We start from the raw sequence: 13,431 nt of genomic DNA on the forward strand, positions 1-13,431 counted from the left end.
TTCTCCAAAATCGGCGGAGCCACCTGGGAGCGAGCCGTCACTCAGCTCTGATCGAGCAGCGTCAGGAGTTCGGTGTTGTAGAAGTCGTCGATGGAGCAGGCGCCCGACAGCGTCGAGAAGTAGCGGTCGATCAGCTCCTGGTGGCCGACCAGTTTCCGGAGGAAGTCGGCCCGCCCCTCGGGCTTCAACTCGGCCACGTTGAGCGCGCCCTGGTAGAAGCCGGAGAAGTCGTCGTCCAGGTCGTCCTCGTAGCGCCGCAGCGCCGCTTCGAGCGCCGCGTCGTCGTGCAACTGCTCCCCGACATGGCCGGTGAGCGACCGGGCCTGGAGGAAGGCGTCGGTGATGCCGCGGGCGGTGATGGAGTCCTTGTGGTGCACCGCGTCACCGATCAGCGCCCATCCGGGCCCGTAGGCCTTGCGGAAGTAGTTCTCCTGGTGCCCGGTGCCGTACAGCTGCTCCACGCGCCTGCCCGCGTTCATCCGCTCGTACAACTCGGGCGCCGTCGTGCGCACGGCCTCCAGGTAGGCGGGTTCCACCGCGGTGCGGACGTCGGAGAACTCGTCCTGCGGGAAGTAGGTCATCACCAGCGTGAGGTCGTCGTTGGTGGGAATGACGCCGATCCAGCGGCCCTGCCGCTCGTACAGCTCGAAGTGCGCGGGAACGCCGGCCCAGTAGCTGTAGTACGTGCAGGTCATCCGCGGGTGCTCGACGACGTTGCGCGCGCCGGCCTTGCGGGCCACCAGCGATCGCATGCCGTCCGCGCCGACGACCAGCCGCGCCCGGTCCGTCGCCCCGGCGCCGCCCGGTGTCGTGTACCGCACCCCGACGACCCGGCCCTCCTCGAACACCAGATCGGTGACCGCGCAGGACTCCCGGAACTCCACTCCGGCCGCCACGGCACCGCCCGCGAGGATCGGGTCGAGCACGAAGCGCCTCGGCGCGTACGTGGTCCGCTGGCCGTCGACGGGCAGGGAGAAGCCGTCCAGGCGGACACCGGGCGCCTCGTAGCTCTGGTGGTCGATCGGCCGGCAGCCCGCGTCGCGCAGCTCGTCGAGCAGCCCCCACTGCTTGAGCAGGGCCACGCCCGGTTGGTGGATGTAGTGCGAGGACAGCGTGTCCTGCGGGAACCGCGCTTTCTCCAGGAGCAGGACGCGATATCCCTGCCGCGCGAAAAGCATGGCCGTCGGCGAACCCGCACAACGGGCACCTATGACAATCACGTCGTACATGGCGCCTCTCTTGCCAATGGGACTGTTGACCTATTGGGCTGTTCGGCTGCGGGGCTATGGCGTTACCGCACCCAGGGATTCGATGTACGCGGAAATCGACGCCACCGTCGGGTTGAGGAACATCTGGTCCATCGGGACCTCGGCGCCCAACTCCTCGACGAACGCACCCTGAATCCTGGCCATGATCACGGACTGGCCGCCCAGGGCGAAGAAGTTGTCGTCGACCGAAATGTCGTCGCGCTGGAGTTCCCGGCACCAGATGAGGCGCACGCTGTCGGCAATCATCACATTCCTCTCGGTGGCCACCAGGGCCTGTCGACTATGCCGTCGTGCCGATACCGGCGAACCGGTTCCGGCACGCCTCGACGAGTGCCGCGCGGTCGACCTTTCCGTGCGGGCTCAACGGAATCCGCGGGATGGTGAGGAACCGGGCCGGCACCATGTTCCGCGGCAGCGTCTCCAGGAGACGGCCGCGCACGTCGTCCTCGGCGAGATCGCCGCCCGCCGGGACGAGGAACGCGACCAGCTCGGCGTCGCCGGAGTCGGTGTACGTGATCACCACGGCGGCCTCCCGGACCCCGGCCAGCCTGCCGAGCGCCCGCTCGATGTCGGTGGGGTCGATGCGCATGCCCCGCACCTTCACCTGGGCGTCCATCCGCCCGGTGACGACCAGTTCGCCGGCCTCGGTGACCGTTCCGCGGTCACCGGTGCGGTAGAGCCTGCGCGGCGCGCCGTCGACCACGATCGTCGTGAACCTCTCGTTCTCCGGTCCGGTGCCGTTGAGGTAACCCGCGCCGACGCCGGTCCCGGAGATGCAGATCTCGCCGTACTCCCCGGCCGCGACCGCGCGCATCTGCTCGTCGAGGAGGTGGATGTCGGTGTTGTGGGCGGGCCTGCCGACGGGCGCGATGTCCTGTTCGCCGGGCCAGTACTCGGCGAGGTCGTACGACGTGGCGACATCCGTGCACTCGGCGACGCCGTACTGGTGCAGGAGGGTGCACGTGTTGCCCTCGCGCCGCGCCCAGTCCGCGATCCGTTCGACCTTCAGCGGTTCCCCGCCGAACAGCACGTAGTCGAGCCGGGCGAGCGCCTCACCTCCGCGTGCGGTCTCCCAGTCCACCAACAGGTACAGCGTGCTGGAGGCGCAGTGCACCGTGCGTATGTCGTGCTCGGTCAGCATGCGGTAGGCCATCAGCGCGTCGAAGTTCCGGCTCGCCATCAGGTACTGGGTGGCGCCGCAGAACAGCGGCGCCATCAGACTGCGCTGGGAGAGGTCGAACCCGAACGCGCTGACGACCAGGTTGTTCGACCCGCTGTGCAGCCGGTACTGGAGGGTCAGCCAGTTCAGCAGATTGAACCAGCCCTCGTGCAGCACCGCGGTCAGCTTCGGCGTACCGGTCGACCCGGACGTGAAGACCGCGTAGCACACGTCGTCCCCGGCGACCCGGACTTCCGGAGCCGTCACCGGGCGCCCGGCCAGCTGATCGGACATCTGCTCGAGATCGATCACCTCGACGGCCACCGACCCGACCAGCGCGGCCGTCGCCGGGGAGGCCACGATCAGCGCGAGATCGGGGATCTGCCCCAGCAGCAGTCGGAGTCTCGCCGACGGGTAGGCCGGGTCGAGCGGTACGTAGGCCGCGCCTGCCTTCAGCGTGCCGAGGATGGCGACGATCATGTCGATCGAGTAGTCGAGGCAGACCCCGACCTTCGCACCTCGGCCGTGTCCGCACGCCGTGAGGAAGTGCGCGAACTGGTTCGCCTTCGCGTCCAGCTCCGCGTACGTCACCTGCCGGCCGGCGCAGAAGACGGCGATGGCGTCGGGGGTGGCCGCCGCATGCGCCTCGAACCGCTGGTGGACGGCGGGCGCCGGGGGCAGCTCGACCCGCTTTCCCTGAAGGATCATCAACTGACTCCGATGTGAGAGGTGTCGGTCGGGCGAGCCGCCGGCGCACCACGGCGAACCGGGCTCGGTCGGCACCTCTAGGCGGTACGCCGGTCGTCGGCGGCGTCGAGCACCTGGGCCACCCACTTGTCGACGGGCAGACCGTGCGCGGCGGCGACCTGCGAGTAGTGGTCAAGCTGGGCGGCGGACAGTTCGATGGTGAGGGTGGTGGCCTTCCGGCACTCGTCGGCGCCCGCCGGCTCGGCGGGCCGGGGCGTCTCCTGCTTCTCGTCGCCGCCGCTCGGGGGGATGTCCGCAGGGTGGCTCTGCTCGGCCAGGCCGGCGCGGACCGCCCTGCGGAGTTCGTTGCGCGACCACTTGCGCTGTTCGGCTTCGCGCAGCCAGTAGTCCTGCTCCGGTGGCGAGAGGCGGGTCACCTCGGCGTGGTGGGCGAAGCTGAGGCTGTCCCGCCTGCGGTGGTGATCGAACCGCCGTGCCACCCAGGCGTAGTTGCGCAGGGTCTGGTAGTCGAGCCCGGTGCGCTCGATGGCCTCCCGGTAGCGCCGCAGCCCGTACGTGGTCTCCCCGAAGATCAACCAGTCGCCGAGCCACCACGCCGAGGAGTTCGTGAGTTCGCGCAGGCTGGCCCCGATACGTTCCCAGGACCGCTCCGACAGGCCCTGCGGGAAGACCATCCCGGACTTCCGCACCGTTGCCTGTTTCCCCACGAAGGACAGTTCCACATCGCGCTGCGCGGGCTTGCCGCTGGTGCCCACCGGCCCCGCCTTGTAGCTGCTCGCGGTCCTCACCGGACGCTCCCCCACTTCGTCTTCGAACCAGAGTCTCTGCCTGGGCGTACACCGATCGCCCGACCGGGCACCGGCCGGCGATCACCGGTGTTCAGCCCGTCGCCATGGCCTCCCGCAGGCTCTTCGGGCGCAGGTCGCTCCAGTTCCGTTCCACGTACTCCAGGCACTCGGCCTTGGCCGCCTCGCCGAAGACCACCCGCCAGCCCGCGGGCACCTCGACGAACACCGGCCACAGGGAGTGCTGGTCCTCGTCGTTGACCACCACGTGGAAGCGGCCGTCCTCGTCATCGAAAGGGTTCGTACTCAACTGCCCACCGTCCTTGACCGTCAGGGGGTGACCCGGCGTGGGAAATCGCCGGGCCGAGTTCGAAAAAATGGGGGCACCGGGGCGGATTCGCCGATGGGCGCCGTCCCGTCGACAGGACACCCGGCATCCGCAGCGCCCCGGTAATTCCGACGCCAACTTAGATCTCGACCGCCGACGCCACAAGGTTCGATCAGCGACGCCACGAGCGCGCCGAGAGGCTGACCTCCCGGTCGTCCGCCCGAACCTGTATTCCCCTGGGGTTGTTGTGCCACCATGGCCGACCAGCGGCCCATGGAGAGGTCGTGGGTGGGCCGTCGAGGGGCCGCAGAAGGACCGGGGAAGGGCCGTGGAAGGCCCGTGGAAGGGCCGCTCGAATTCGGTTCGGTAATCCTTCACCGGCCGAGGCGGTCAAGAGCGCCCGCGGTCGAATACGAGCCTGCATGGACGGCCCGCCAGGGCCTGTTCTCCCGAGTGCGGAAGACATCGGACGAGCGCCACTCCCGCCGAACACCGTCGCGCAGCGGCGACCGCGATCGCGCCGCAACGAGGGCAAAGGAATTGCTGATGGACGCACTGGCCGAAGCCGTGCTCGCATGTACTTCGCCCGGCGGACCGTCCGGGGAGGCGGTGCCGGGCCGGTGTCCGGCCGCGTCGCCGCACGAGGCGCCGGTCACGGTCCTCGCCTGCCACGGGAAACCGCGCCACGAGGGGCTGACGCGATGATGCCCGACGTCGGTGGCGGGCCCGCGCCGCCGTCCGCGACCGCCCGCGCGTGAACACCGACGCCGCGTCGCCGCCCGTGCTTCCCGCGTCCGGCCGCCGGGGCGTGATCCGCCTGCGACGGGAGGGTCCTCGGAGGGTTCCGCGCGGCACCACGACAGAAAGCCCATCGACGAACCATCGACGAACCTACGACTGGTGATCCATGGTCCTGCAGGCAGAAACCGAGTACGGAACAGATCCGGACGACGACACGCGACGGTCGCTGTTGCGCCACATGCTGGTGGCCAGAGGCGTCGACGAGGAGGCCCGTCAGCTCCAGAAGCAGGGCGCGCTCGATCTCTGGCTGTCCTGCCAGGGACAGGAGGCCGCGCAGGTGGGCTCCGCACTCGCCGTGGGCCCGACCGCCACCGTCTTTCCCAGTTACCGCGAGCACGCGGTCGCCCTCCTGCGTGGCGTGACACCGGACGAGCTGGTAGCGCAGTGGGCCGGCCGCACGTTCTGCGGGTGGGACCCGCGCCGGCTGCGGTTCTTCCCCTACACCCTGGTCCTGGCCGCACAGACGCTGCACGGCGTCGGCTATGCGATCGGACAGCGGTTGCAGGGCCGGGACGACTTGGTCGTCGTGTACATGGGTGACGGCGCCACCAGCGAGGGCGACATGTCGGAGGCGCTGAACCTCGCCGCCGTCGAGTCGGCGTCCGTGCTCTTCATCTGCCAGAACAACGGCTGGGCCATCTCGAAACCGGCCGGGGAGCAGATGCGCACCTCGGTGGCGGAGCGCGCCCGGGGCTTCGGCATCGAGTCCGTCCGGGTCCCCGGTCAGGACCCGGAGACCGTCTTCTCGGCCTGTTCCCGGGCCGCCGCCCATGTCCGCGCGGAGCGTGCGCCCTGTCTCGTCGAGATCCCCGTGGGGCGCATCCACGGCCACTCGACCTCCGACGCCCAGGAGGTGTACCGCGACCACGAGGACATCGCGCGGGCCAGGGCCGCGGACCCGGTGACCGCCTACGCCGCCCGGCTGGGCGGCCTGGGCCTGGTGGACACCGCGTGGCTCGACGCCGTCGACGCGGAAGTGCGGGAGCTGCGGGAGCGGTTGATGAAGGAGTACGTGTGATGAGCGCCGTACGGTCCGCCGCCCTGGCGGAGTCGATCAACGCGACCCTCGCGGACCTGCTCGAACAGGATCCGAGACTGCTGCTGCTCGGCGAGGACATCGGACGTCTGGGGGGCGTGTTCCGGGTGACTCGGGGGCTGCGGGAACGCTTCGGCGCGGAGCGGGTGCGCGACTCACTGCTGGCCGAGTCCACCATCGTCGGCCAGGCCGTCGGCATGGCGATGAGCGGCCTGGTGCCGGTGTGCGAGATCCAGTTCGACGGATTCACCTATCCCGCGGTGAACCAGCTGGTGACGCAGGCGGCCCGGATCGGCGACCGGTGGAACGGACAGGTCAGCCCGAGCCTGGTGGTGCGGATCCCGACCGGCGGCGGCGTCCGGGGCGTCGAACACCACAGCGAGTCCAACGAGGCGCTCTTCGCCCGCGTCCCGGGGATCTCGGTGGCGTGTCCCTCCACGGGTGAGGACGCCGATCAGATCCTGCGGTACGCCGTGACACTCGGTTCGCCCGTGGTGATGTACGAGCCGATCCGTCTGTACTGGCGGCGGAACACGCCCGCCCGGGACCCCGAGCCCGCGAGGTCACCGACCGCGGCCCGGATCGTGCGGCGGGGCACGGACCTCACGATCGCCACGTTCGGCGCGGTCACCCACGAGGTGCTGGAAGCGGCGTACGCGCTCAGCCCCGAAGTCGACGTCGAGGTGGTGGATCTGCGCTGGGTGGCCCCGCTCGACATGAACACCGTCCTGGAGTCCGTCGCCCGCACCGGTCGGCTCCTCGTCGTGCACGAGGGGTCGAAGGACGTCGGCATCGGTGCCGAGGTCGCCGCGTCGGTGGCCGAGCACGCCTTCGACGCGCTTCGGGGCCCGGTCCGCCGGCTGGCGCCGGACCGCCGCGCCTACCCCCCGGCGGACTTCGAGAAGGACTACCTGATCGGTGTGCGGGAGATCAAGGACGAGGTGCTGGTGATGACGAAGTGAGCGGCTCCCCCGTGGACATGCGGGTTCCGGGCTTCGGCCACGGCCTCGGCGAGGCCCTGCTGGTCGAGTGGGTCGTCGGTGTCGGCGACCGGGTCGAGCGCGGGGACGTCATCGCGATCGTCGAGACCGACAAGGCCAGCACGGAGATCGTGGCGGAGCACGGCGGACGGGTCACGGCCCACACCGCGACGCCCGGCACGGTCCTCAGGTCCGGCGAGGTGCTGTACCGGTTGGCGGCCGACCCGCCTCCCCACGCCCCGAGATCCGAAGATCCAGTCACCTGAGATCCAGTCACCTGAACGGAACGGAGAACCACATGAGCGAGATCAGCGACATCGAAAGCCGTATCACGGACACCATGCTGGCCAAACTGCGCGAGCGCGACCCGTCGTTGGGCCCCGACGACCTCACCCGGCCGGTCGCCGACCTCGACCTCGACTCCCTCGACCTGGTCGAGCTGCACCAGCAGCTGGAGCGCGAGCTGCAGGTCAAGGGCGACCTCCAGGAGACCGCGGGCTTCGCCTTCCTGGACGACTTCAGCACCTATTTCGTGAAGCTGGCGAACCGGGAATGAGCGCGGGCATCGTCGACATCGCCACCGCGAAGCCGGGCCGGACGGTCGACAACGACCACTTCGCGGCGATCGGTCTCACCGACGAGTGGATCCGGCGCCGCAGCGGCATCGCTGCCCGCTCCTGGCTGCCGGACGAGACCCCGCTCGCGGAGGTGGCGGCGGAGGCCTGCGCGCCGATCGTGACCAGGATGGACGACCCCTCCTCGATCGGCGCCCTGGTCGTCGTCAGCACCTCGGTGCGGCAGCGCGTCCCGGGGGTCGCGCAGAAGGTGGCGGAACTTGCCGGGCTGGGGCCCTCGGTGCTGGCCTTCGACATGAACGCGGCCTGCTGCGGCTTCGTCTACGGGCTGGTCACCGGGCTCTCGCTCTGCGCCGCCGGACAGGCGCGGTCGGTCCTGGTGTGCTCGGTGGAGGCCATGTCCCGGCTCGTGGACCGCAACGACCGGCAGACGGCGTGCATCTTCGCCGACGGCTCCGCGGCCGTCCTGGTGGAGGACCGCGCGGAGTTCGCCGGCTTCCGCCAGATCGCCGGCTGCGACGGCTCCCAGGAGGCGCTCATGCGGGAGACCGACGCGGGCGGCATCCACCTCGACGGGATGCAGGTGTACGACCGTGCCGTGCGCCGGATGGCGGAGTCGGCGCAGTACCTCTTCGACCACGGCTCCGCGCCGACCGTCCTGGTCGGCCACCAGGCGAACGGCCGCATCCTGGAACAGGTCCGCGAGTTCACCGCCCATCTCGGCGTGCCCTTCGTGAACCGGATCGAGAACTCCGGGAACACGTCGTCCGCGTCGATCCCGCTGGCGTTCGCCGAGGAGCTGAACGCCGGTTCCCTCCCCGCCGCCGGCCGGCTGGGGGCCGTGGCCTACGGCGCCGGTGAGGCGTGGGGCGGTGTCTCGGTGGACTACCGGGTTCCCCACCCCGCCCCCTGACCGAGCCGGTGACGGGGAACGTACTCGACAAGAGGAGGCTGTCATCTACTCACCAGAAGCCTGGGTCCTGCGCTCCGGCGCGGTGACCGGTCCGCACGACGGCGGACTCGGCGGCGCGCTGCAACGTGATCTGTTCACCTTCGGCCCGCTGGAAGAGGGTGAGGCGCTGGTGGAGCCGATCCTCGGCTCCTGGGAGGCCAACGTCGACCACGCGCTGGCCCGTTCACCGATCGACGTGTGCAGCAGCCGCGGCGAGGACACGGTGGTCGTCGGCAACATGGGCGTGGTGCGCGTGCTCAAGGTGAACGCGGGCAGCCGCCGTGACGTGCAGGTCCGGGAAGGGGACCTGTGTCTGCTCATGCCGTTCGGCAAGCTCGACCGCTTCGGCTACGCCGAACTCGCCTACGCCTACGACGCTCCCGACACCATCGGCCTGCTCGCCAAGCGGTCGAAGATGGACGTACGGGTGCTGCTGCCGATCCCGGACGGCACGGTGTACTCGCTGCCCCAGTGGGCCACGTACGGGCGGTACTTCACCGCCTGGGACAACTGGCAGAAGGCGTACGGATGCTGGCGGACGCAGGTCACCGACGACGATCCGGCGAACCACCTGGTGTTCGGGTGGGGAGGCGGCGTGGCCTTCGCCGAACTGATGCTGGCCAAGCGCGCCGGGTTCCGGGTGGCGATGACGGCTGGCTCGGACGAGCGGGTCGCCTTCCTGCGCGAGAACGGCATCACTGCGGTGGACCGCCGCCGGTTCCCCGACCTCTCGCTTCCGACCCGGCAGGAACGCACCGACCGGGAGCGGCACCAGCGGCGACGCAAGGCGGTGGAGGAGTTCCTGGGCGTCGTCCGGGACCTCAGCGACGGGCACGGGGTCGCGATCTTCGTCGACAACATCGGCCAGCCCCTGTACGACGTCACCCTGACGGCCCTGGCCCGCGCGGGGGTCGTCACCACGTGCGGATGGAAGGCGGGGATGCGCCTGTCACATCTGCGGGGGGCCGAGTCCATCAGCCGGCACATCCATGTGAACACGCACGTGTGGCGGCTGCAGGACTCACCCGGCATCCGGGACTTCCAGGAGGCCGAGGGCTGGATCGCGCCGAAGGGGGCGGACGTGATCTACGAGTTCGACCAGGTGCCCGAGCTGGCCGACGACTACGCGAACGGCAGGATCGGGTCGTACTTCCCGATGTACCGGGTGAACCCGCTCTGACCGGCCCGACCGGAGACGACGGTGCGGCAGGGCAACACGGACGGACACCTTGCGAAGGGCGACATGACAGCGGAACTGCTCAAGCGCGTACGAGACTTCACTGCGGCCGAGCTGATCGGGAAGGACCAGCACTTCGACAGCCTGCCGGAACAGCCCACCGCCGAGGCGTCCCGGCTGCACGCCGCCGGCCTCGCCAACTGGTGGATACCCCAGCAGTACGGAGGCGACGGCGTCTCCTTTGCGGACAGCGTCGACGTGGTGTCCGAACTCGCCTACGGTGACGCCGGTTTCGCCTTCAGCGCCTTCCTGCCCGTGCTGGGCACCCTCATGCTCCAGCACTTCGGCGAGGAGGAACTGGCCCGCCCGGCGCTGGAAAGGCTGGCGTCCGAGGGCGGCCGCGTCGCCGTGCTCGGCAGTGAGGAGGAGGCCGGCAGCGAGCTGGTCAGAACCGCCACGACCTTCCGCACGGAAGGCGACAGGCTGGTACTGACGGGCGACAAGTACTTCTCCACCAACACGGACGCGGCCGACCTGCTGATGGTGCTCGCCCGGTCGTCCGACGACGAGGCGGACTTCGCCGTCATCGCGGTGCCGCGCGACACACCCGGTGTCGAGATGGTCAAGCGCTGGGATCTCCTGGGCGTCCGGAGCACCGGCACCTACCGGGTACGGCTCGACGGCTGCTCCGTCCCGGCCACCCACCGCCTGCGCGGCAACGGGCTGCGCGTACTCGAGGCGGTCCTGAACGCGAGCCGCATACTGATCGCCGCCTCCGCGGTGGGAATCGCCCGGCGGATCCGGGACCTGTCGATGGAGTACGCGGCGGCGAAGAGACTCAGGGGCGCCCCGCTCGCCGAGAACGCCGTGTTCGCCGGGAAGCTCGGGCAGATGGAGGCGCTGATCGACGTCATGCGCAACCAGTGCCGGGCCGCCGCGGCCGAACTCGACGGCGTCCTGGCGGCGGCCGACGGCGGTGGAACCGGTCTCCACCGGGTCGGCACCCTGCGCTCCGCACTGGCCGCGAAGCTCTACTGCGGCCAGGCGGGATGGGACGTGGCCTCGGCCGGTTCCGAGATGTTCGGCGGCCTCGGTTACACGCAGGACCACCGATCGGCAAACTGGTGCGCGACATGCGCTATGTCGCCATCATCGAGGGCGGCGAGGACATCATGCGTGACCTGCTCTACGCCCGCTACGTGCTCCCCGCCCGCAAACGGCGGTGAGTCGCCCGGAAGGAGGTCCTGCCACGGTGGCCGGACCTCCCTCCGCTCCCGACGGGCAAGGCGTGCCGGTCACCTGCCCGGTGTCCCGGCACCCCCCGGTCTTCGCACTTGGAACCCGCGGCATACGGGGAACCCGTGGCCGACGCGGCCGCCTTCCGCCGGCACCACCACACCGGCGGCCGGCGCGCACCCGCATGGCGCGTCTCCACGTCCGCAGGCCACCCCGCGTTCAGCGCGTCACCTCTTCCGCCGGGCGAGCCGGTACGAGCGACTTCCGCCGGGCGAGCCGGTACGAGCGACTCCGCCGGGCGAGCCGGTACGAGCGACGTGGCCCCTTCCGCAGCCGCGAGAGCCCGGTACGAGCGGCCCCCGCCCCCTTCCGGCAGCCGCGTGGCCACCCGCTCGTCGCGCCGATGACCTATTCCTCCATGCCCCCGCCGCGCGTCCCGTTCCGGCACCGCGGGGCCTGCCCCCGCCCAGGCGGGCCGCCCTCACGCGCCACTTCGATGGCATCACATGACGCAAGTGGCACCAGATGGCGCCATCCGGTGCCATCTCGGCCGCCAAACGGAGCATAGGCCCGCATGACGCCGCACCGGGCCAGGCAGCCCCCGCCACTTTCCGCAGTTCGGGCGGCCATTCACAAGCTCCGCACGCCAGGGGCGCCATCCACACTTGCATGCGGCGCCACAGTGGTGCCATCATGACGGCATGGACCTGACCCCGTATGTCGACACCCTCCGCCGCGAACTCGCGGTGGCCGCCGAAGCCGGCGGGGAAGATGCCCGTGAGCTGGCCGAGAGGCTCACGGCTCCTCTGGAGTCGGCGACCCGGCTGACCCTGCTCAACGTGCTCTCCGCCGCGATGGACGAGATCACGCGCGAGCTGGCCCCCGGCTCGGTCGACGTACGGCTGCGCGGACTGGAGCCCGACTTCGTGGTGACACCACCGCCCGTCGGCGGTGGCGTCACGGAGCCGGCCGAGCCCGTCGAACACCTCAGGACACAGGAGCCCGCCGACGGTGACGAGAGCGGCACCGCCCGCGTCAATCTGCGCCTGCCGGCCCACCTCAAGTCACGTGCCGAGGAGGCCGCGCGCCGCGAGGGCCTGTCGGTCAACGCCTGGCTCGTGCGCACCGTGTCGGCCGCGGTCGACGGCGGCGCGCGGCAGCGCACGACGGAGCAGACCCGCACCGTCGGACAGAGCATCAAGGGCTGGGTGCGCTAGCCGCGTCCGCCCCCGCACCACTCTTCACCGGCACCACGTCCCACCAGCGACAACGGTCCAACGACTCACGAGGACGGTACAGCCATGCCTTCTTTCGACACTCCCGAACCGATTTCGGCCACCGCCCACGTGTACTCCGGTTCCATCCGGTTCGCCGCGGGCGACCGCCTCGACACCGTCGTCGAGGTGCACCCCCGCGACACGAAGCGGGACCAGGACGTGCGGGCGGCCGACCAGACCGAGGTCACGTACGTGAGCGGCGTGCTGACCGTCCGGACGCCCAAGGCGAACCTCATCGGGCGCTCCGGCACCGTCGACGTCACGGTCGAACTGCCCACGGGCTCGCGCATCGACATGACCGGCGCCGGGACCCAGGTGCTCGGCGAGGGCCGGCTCGGCGAGGTCCGGGTGAAGACCTCGGCCGGTGACGTCCGCCTCGACACCACCGGGCCGCTCCAGCTGACCGCCTCCCACGGCTCGATCGTCGTCGACCGGGTCGAGGGCATGGCCGAGATCACCACCAGCTCCGGCAGCATGCGCGTCGGCACCATCGACGGGCCCGCCGTCCTGAAGAACTCGCACGGCACCACGACCGTCGGCACCGCGATCGGCGACCTCCGGGTGAGTGGTTCCAACGGCGCCATCGACATCGCGCGGGCCGAGAGCTCGGTCGTCGCCACCAACGCCCACGGCACCCTGCGCGTCGCCGAAGTCGCCCGCGGCACCATCCAGTTGGAGACGGCCAACGGCTCCATCGAGATCGGCATCCGCGAGGGCACCGCCGCCTGGCTCGACGTCAGTTCCGAACGCGGCCAGGTGCGCAACACGCTCGCCGACGCCGAGCCCCCGGAGCAGTCCGAGGACACCGTCGAGGTCCGCGCCAGGACCCGCTGGGGCAACATCGACGTGCGCCGCGCCCGGGGCTGAACACCGGCACCGCCAACCCCGCCCAGTCCCCGTCACTTCAGACCTCGAAACGGAGGGCTTCATGCCTTCATCTGTCATGCCCACGCCCATTCAGGGGGACGGCACACCGCCTCCCGCCGCCATCTCCGCCATCGGGCTGCGCAAGTCCTACGGCGACAAGGTCGTGCTCGACGGCATCGACCTGCGTATCCCGGCCGGGACCGTGTTCGCGTTGCTCGGTCCGAACGGGGCCGGCAAGACGACCGCCGTGAAGATCCTGTCCACGCTCATCACCGCGGACGC

General features: G+C 70.5%; 15 protein-coding genes. 10 read left to right on the forward strand and 5 right to left on the reverse strand.

What is annotated here, in order from left to right:
* Positions 1-41: 41 nt before the first annotated feature.
* The 5 genes from BM536_RS37940 to BM536_RS37960 all read right to left on the reverse strand — a co-directional run bounded on the left by BM536_RS37940 (position 42) and on the right by BM536_RS37960 (position 4,230).
* Positions 42-1,229 carry an NAD(P)/FAD-dependent oxidoreductase gene (locus BM536_RS37940; protein WP_073491942.1) on the reverse strand — a complete coding sequence of 396 codons (1,188 nt, stop codon included), beginning with the start codon at positions 1,227-1,229 and terminating at the stop codon, positions 42-44.
* Between the two features lie 54 nt (positions 1,230-1,283).
* A complete protein-coding gene (locus BM536_RS37945; protein WP_073491955.1) occupies positions 1,284-1,514 on the reverse strand; it encodes a phosphopantetheine-binding protein in 231 nt (76 codons plus the stop codon).
* Between the two features lie 34 nt (positions 1,515-1,548).
* A complete protein-coding gene (locus BM536_RS37950; protein ID WP_073491941.1) occupies positions 1,549-3,135 on the reverse strand; it encodes an amino acid adenylation domain-containing protein in 1,587 nt (528 codons plus the stop codon).
* A gap of 77 nt (positions 3,136-3,212) precedes the next feature.
* Positions 3,213-3,923: an LmbU family transcriptional regulator gene (locus BM536_RS37955; RefSeq protein ID WP_073491940.1), complete on the reverse strand. Its 711-nt coding sequence runs from the start codon at positions 3,921-3,923 to the stop codon at positions 3,213-3,215.
* Positions 3,924-4,014: 91 nt separating this feature from the next.
* Positions 4,015-4,230, reverse strand: coding sequence for an MbtH family protein (locus tag BM536_RS37960; protein ID WP_073491939.1), 216 nt, complete (start codon positions 4,228-4,230; stop codon positions 4,015-4,017).
* 925 nt (positions 4,231-5,155) lie between these two features.
* On the opposite strand from BM536_RS37960, the gene BM536_RS37965 reads away from it, so the two are divergent.
* The 10 genes from BM536_RS37965 to BM536_RS38010 form a co-directional block, all read left to right on the forward strand.
* Complete coding sequence (locus tag BM536_RS37965; RefSeq protein ID WP_245874010.1) at positions 5,156-6,067, forward strand: thiamine pyrophosphate-dependent dehydrogenase E1 component subunit alpha; 912 nt, start codon at positions 5,156-5,158, stop codon at positions 6,065-6,067.
* On the forward strand, positions 6,067-7,047 hold the full coding sequence (locus BM536_RS37970) for an alpha-ketoacid dehydrogenase subunit beta (protein ID WP_073491938.1): 981 nt from the start codon (positions 6,067-6,069) through the stop codon (positions 7,045-7,047). The genes BM536_RS37965 and BM536_RS37970 overlap by 1 nt, the downstream gene beginning before the upstream one ends.
* Positions 7,044-7,331, forward strand: coding sequence for a biotin/lipoyl-containing protein (locus BM536_RS37975; RefSeq protein ID WP_245874011.1), 288 nt, complete (start codon positions 7,044-7,046; stop codon positions 7,329-7,331). Before BM536_RS37970 ends, BM536_RS37975 begins: the two co-directional genes overlap by 4 nt.
* Positions 7,332-7,363: 32 nt before the next feature.
* Entirely contained in the window at positions 7,364-7,621 is a 258-nt protein-coding gene (locus tag BM536_RS37980) for a phosphopantetheine-binding protein (RefSeq protein WP_245874012.1), read from the forward strand.
* The gene (locus BM536_RS37985) at positions 7,618-8,553 is read left to right on the forward strand and encodes a ketoacyl-ACP synthase III (RefSeq protein WP_073491937.1); all 936 of its coding nucleotides are present in this window, start codon (positions 7,618-7,620) and stop codon (positions 8,551-8,553) included. The genes BM536_RS37980 and BM536_RS37985 overlap by 4 nt, the downstream gene beginning before the upstream one ends.
* An 82-nt stretch (positions 8,554-8,635) precedes the next feature.
* Complete coding sequence (locus tag BM536_RS37990; RefSeq protein ID WP_079274920.1) at positions 8,636-9,772, forward strand: zinc-binding dehydrogenase; 1,137 nt, start codon at positions 8,636-8,638, stop codon at positions 9,770-9,772.
* 63 nt (positions 9,773-9,835) lie between these two features.
* Entirely contained in the window at positions 9,836-11,515 is a 1,680-nt protein-coding gene (locus tag BM536_RS37995) for an acyl-CoA dehydrogenase family protein (RefSeq protein ID WP_211363021.1), read from the forward strand.
* 191 nt (positions 11,516-11,706) lie between these two features.
* Positions 11,707-12,222: a toxin-antitoxin system HicB family antitoxin gene (locus BM536_RS38000; protein WP_073491936.1), complete on the forward strand. Its 516-nt coding sequence runs from the start codon at positions 11,707-11,709 to the stop codon at positions 12,220-12,222.
* 84 nt (positions 12,223-12,306) lie between these two features.
* On the forward strand, positions 12,307-13,149 hold the full coding sequence (locus BM536_RS38005) for a DUF4097 family beta strand repeat-containing protein (RefSeq protein ID WP_073491935.1): 843 nt from the start codon (positions 12,307-12,309) through the stop codon (positions 13,147-13,149).
* A 61-nt stretch (positions 13,150-13,210) separates the two neighbouring features.
* A partial coding sequence (locus tag BM536_RS38010; protein WP_425444726.1) for an ATP-binding cassette domain-containing protein occupies positions 13,211-13,431 on the forward strand: 221 nt, incomplete at its 3' end.

The organism is Streptomyces phaeoluteigriseus (assembly GCF_001896135.2).
GTDB lineage: Bacteria > Actinomycetota > Actinomycetes > Streptomycetales > Streptomycetaceae > Streptomyces > Streptomyces phaeoluteigriseus.